The following is a 3,763-nucleotide window of genomic DNA, read 5'->3' on the forward strand; positions in this document are numbered from 1 at the left end:
ACCCCCGCACCCCGCCACCCCGTTGGCAAGAAACACAACAGAACGGACACGACTCCGCAGGCCACGCCAAAGTCAAACCTTTAAATACAAGCTTATCCGCGACATCCCGCGCCCAGTCTCAACGAAACTGCAACAACCCCAGGCCAGACCCCCATCCCACACCCTCAAAACCACTCCGAAACCGTTCTCAATCAATCATCAACACCCCAGCTCACGAACCACCCGCCACCGCAACTAACCACCCCCAGCGTTAACACCTGGACCTGGGTACGGGAAGCAGTCCGTCAGGCCGTCCGAACGAGGCCGAGGGGGCCGTGGTCGTCAAGCTCGGCACATGGCTCGACAACGTAGGCAAACGGGCTGGGAAGCTCGCCGAGCAGCGACGGGCCGACCTCGATGCTCTCGGCATGCGCTGGTAAAGCGGGCGGGAGGCGGGCGGGGCTCTGTGCCTGATCCGAGGCGGCTGAAGGCCCAGCCTCCCGGCTCGGGCATCGGCCGGCCATCGCAGCCGAGCTTCTTGGCCATCTCGTTCGTCATGTGCACCGCGATCCGCAACATGGCCGCCTTCCTCGCGGCTCTTCGCGAAGCAGGCCCAGGTGTCCACCAGCAGTCTGCAGTGCTTCTCGGACGGCCCGTTGACGCCGGGCGGGCACTCGTCGCCCCCGTGACTGACTCGCATTGCACTACATTGTTTAATCTTTAACGAGATTGTGCTGCGTGGGGCGCCCACCTCACTTTGCGGCAAGGGCTCGGGCATAAGGTGTGAACAGAACATCAATGAAGGAGTCGGCTCAAAATGAAGGCTGCACGCTACTACGACCGTGGTGACATCCGCATCGAGGACATCCCGGAGCCCGCTCTCCGGCCGGGCGCGGTGGGCATCGATGTCGCGTTCTGCGGGATCTGCGGCACCGACCTGCACGAGTACCTCGACGGACCGATCTTCGTCCCGCCGGCCGGTCACCCGCACCCGGTCTCGGGCGAGTCCGCCCCCGTGACGCTCGGCCACGAAATGTCCGGCGTCGTGTACGCCGTCGGCGAAGGCGTCGAGGACCTGAAGCCGGGCGACCGCGTCGTCGTCGAGCCATACATCCTGCGCCCCGAGGTCGACACCAGCGAGAACAACCCGACCTACCACATCTCGCCCGACATGAACTTCATCGGGCTGGGCGGCCGCGGCGGCGGGCTTGCGGAGAAGATCGTCGTCGAGCGTCGTTGGGTCCACCCGGTCGGAGACGTCCCGCTGGACCAGGCGGCCCTCATCGAGCCGCTGTCGGTGGGGTACCACGCGTTCGAGCGTTCGGGCGCCAAGGCGGGCGACTTCGCTCTCGTCGGCGGCGCCGGCCCCATCGGGCTGCTCACCTGTGCGGTGCTCAAGGCGATGGGCGTCGAGGTCGCAGTTTCCGAGCTCAGCCCGCTGCGTCGGCAGAAGGCGCTGGACGCCAAGGTCGCCGACCATGTCATCGACCCCGCCGTCACCGACGTCGCCGAGGAGGTGCGGCACCTCACCGGCGGCAAGGGCGCGGACGTCGCGTTCGAGGCCACGTCCGTCAACGTCGTACTCGACACGCTGTTCGACGCGGTCAAGCCGGGTGGCGTCATCACCGTCATCTCGATCTGGGGCAAGCCGGCGTCGATCGACATGCAGAAGCTCGTCCTCAAGGAGGTCGACCTGCGCGGCACGATCGCCTACGTCAACTCCCACCCGCAGACCATCAAGCTGGTGCAGGAGGGGCGCATCGACCTGTCGCCGTTCATCACCAAGACCATCGGCCTGGACGACCTCGTCAGCGAAGGCTTCGAGACCCTCATCCACCACAACGAGACGGCCGTCAAGATCCTGGTGGACCCCCGGCACTGACACACCGTCGGGCCCGGCCACGGGCGACCGGGCCAGTTCGTCCCCGCTTGCAGCGAGCGCAGCTGCGGCGGGGCGACTCTCCAGCACGCCGGTTTGCCGTGAGGGATCACCGAGAGACACCTGCCAGTCGGTACTCCTGGTCGGTGCCGGACCAGTTCCGAGTGTGCCGCTTCCCTCACGGCGTCGGCCAGTTGCACGCCCAGCGGGGCCGCGGGCCTCATGCGCAGGCAGCCGCGCACCCGCGGCTCGGACACTCCGAGGCCCTCGCCGGCGAGGACGGCGCCGGCCCGGTGCCAGCCGGCCGGCGTCTCGCCTGGTCAGGCGGAGGGCTTCGGCTCTTGCTCGTTGCCCCGGCCCGGCGGATGTATACCTTGCCGGCATCCGGGGCCCCGCGGAAGGGCGCGTCTTCTGCCGGTCCGGCCCTCTCCCCCATACATCCCTCCCCAGTCCCTTGCCAGACAGTAACCGCGGCGCACACAAGCCGCGAGACGCCACGATGCCCTGCTCGCGAAGGGCGCCGCACCAGAGCACGGCCACGTCCCGGTCGTCCGTGGCGGGCACCGCCTGGACCGGCGGCCCGACATCAGTGAGGAGCTCCAGCGGGAAGGCGCGGCGCTCGGTGTACACCGCCTCCCCGTCCAGGACCGTACCGGGGCGCAGCTCCATGCCGGCGACGGCCAGGTCCATCCAGTGCTGGGTGACGACCCTGCCGGACCGGGCGTACAGCACGACGGTCTCCTCGGTGCGGGTCACCGCGCCGGTCAGCGTGCACGCGGCGGTGATCGAGCACTCTGCCGCCGGGCACAAAACACATCGCATCTACCAGGCTCAGTAGGAGGCCCCGTGCCCCGTGAACTCATTGAACGTATGGCCGCGTGCGATGACTGCCGGAATCTCGCCGTCGACTACGGCATGAACCTGATCGGCTCCCGCCGCTACAACGCGGATCCGCGCCACTGGAAGCTGCCGCTCACCCTGACGCGGCTTCACCTGGACGATCACCTGATCACCACGCACGCCGCGTGGCTGCCCGACCGGCAGCCCGACTGCGGCGTCTGCGAGACGGGGCGCGAGGAGCACACCATCGGCTCGATCCACGAGGCCGAAGCCCTGCACCGGGCCTGGCACCTGTGCGAGCCGCTGCGGGAGATCTACACCCCCGGGAACCACGAGCTGACCCATCTCATGTAGGCCAATTCCGATCGGGCGGGGCGACGTTGTCCGTACGCGCGCCGGGCGGGTTGTCCGGCAGGACGGCGTACCTCCTTGTCGGCGGCGAGGGCGTTACGGCTGCGCGTGCAGATTCCGCGTACTGCGACGGAGCGTGCCGGCAGAAGGCATACCGCCGCCGGGTCGCCGAACGCATCGGGCCCGGGCCCGGTCGGGAGTCGATGGAGGCCATGGCCCCCTTCGTCAGCCGGGGCGAACCGGGAATCTCCCAGCCTCTCTACAAAGCCTCTACCAGCTGCGCACCGCGCACCGCCACGGCCCCCGAGAACGGGAGCGGGTCCTGGCCCGTCCCACTTCCAAGAACCCCGACCGGGTCAGGCTCCCGGACACCGACGCTGGACACCGCCTCCGGACCGCCCTCCGCACGAACCACAACCAGCACACACAGCCGTAACAGCGGGGACTCGCCCCACCCGGACCCGCCCCGCCCATGAACCAGCGAGGGGGTGCGAACACGAGCCGTCCCGGGCTGGGAGACCCGGCCCGCGCGCGGCCCCGCCGACGCGCGCGAGGGACTGGCCGGCCGCCGATCCCCGAGACGCCCCCTGAACTGTGAACGCCGCCGCCCCGAGCCCGGGAGGGTCTGTACAGCGAACGGTGGGACTCGGTTGATTGTTTCTACCGGCGTCCGGCGGTGAGTCGGCCGTCGAAGGTGATGTCGAAGGCGTTGAG

General features: G+C 68.8%; 3 protein-coding genes. All 3 read left to right on the forward strand.

Annotated features, from left to right (window positions below):
* The first annotated feature begins 796 nt into the window (after positions 1 to 796).
* The 3 genes from ABZ622_RS41805 to ABZ622_RS41815 all read left to right on the forward strand — a co-directional run bounded on the left by ABZ622_RS41805 (position 797) and on the right by ABZ622_RS41815 (position 3,052).
* Positions 797 to 1,861 carry a 2,3-butanediol dehydrogenase gene (locus ABZ622_RS41805; RefSeq protein ID WP_360552540.1) on the forward strand — a complete coding sequence of 355 codons (1,065 nt, stop codon included), beginning with the start codon at positions 797 to 799 and terminating at the stop codon, positions 1,859 to 1,861.
* Between the two features lie 619 nt (positions 1,862 to 2,480).
* Complete coding sequence (locus ABZ622_RS41810) at positions 2,481 to 2,696, forward strand: hypothetical protein (protein ID WP_360552542.1); 216 nt, start codon at positions 2,481 to 2,483, stop codon at positions 2,694 to 2,696.
* A 32-nt stretch (positions 2,697 to 2,728) separates the two neighbouring features.
* The gene (locus ABZ622_RS41815) at positions 2,729 to 3,052 is read left to right on the forward strand and encodes a hypothetical protein (RefSeq protein WP_360552544.1); all 324 of its coding nucleotides are present in this window, start codon (positions 2,729 to 2,731) and stop codon (positions 3,050 to 3,052) included.
* Positions 3,053 to 3,763 lie beyond the last annotated feature (711 nt).

The organism is Streptomyces sp. NPDC007164, assembly GCF_040634135.1.
Lineage (GTDB): Bacteria > Actinomycetota > Actinomycetes > Streptomycetales > Streptomycetaceae > Streptomyces > Streptomyces sanglieri.

What these genes read in the sequence shown, in the direction of transcription:
- ABZ622_RS41805 (WP_360552540.1), top strand. Translation starts at nt 797, where the DNA reads ATGAAGGCTGCACGCTACTACGACCGTGGTGACATCCGCATCGAGGAC.
- ABZ622_RS41815 (WP_360552544.1), top strand. Translation starts at nt 2,729, where the DNA reads ATGGCCGCGTGCGATGACTGCCGGAATCTCGCCGTCGACTACGGCATG.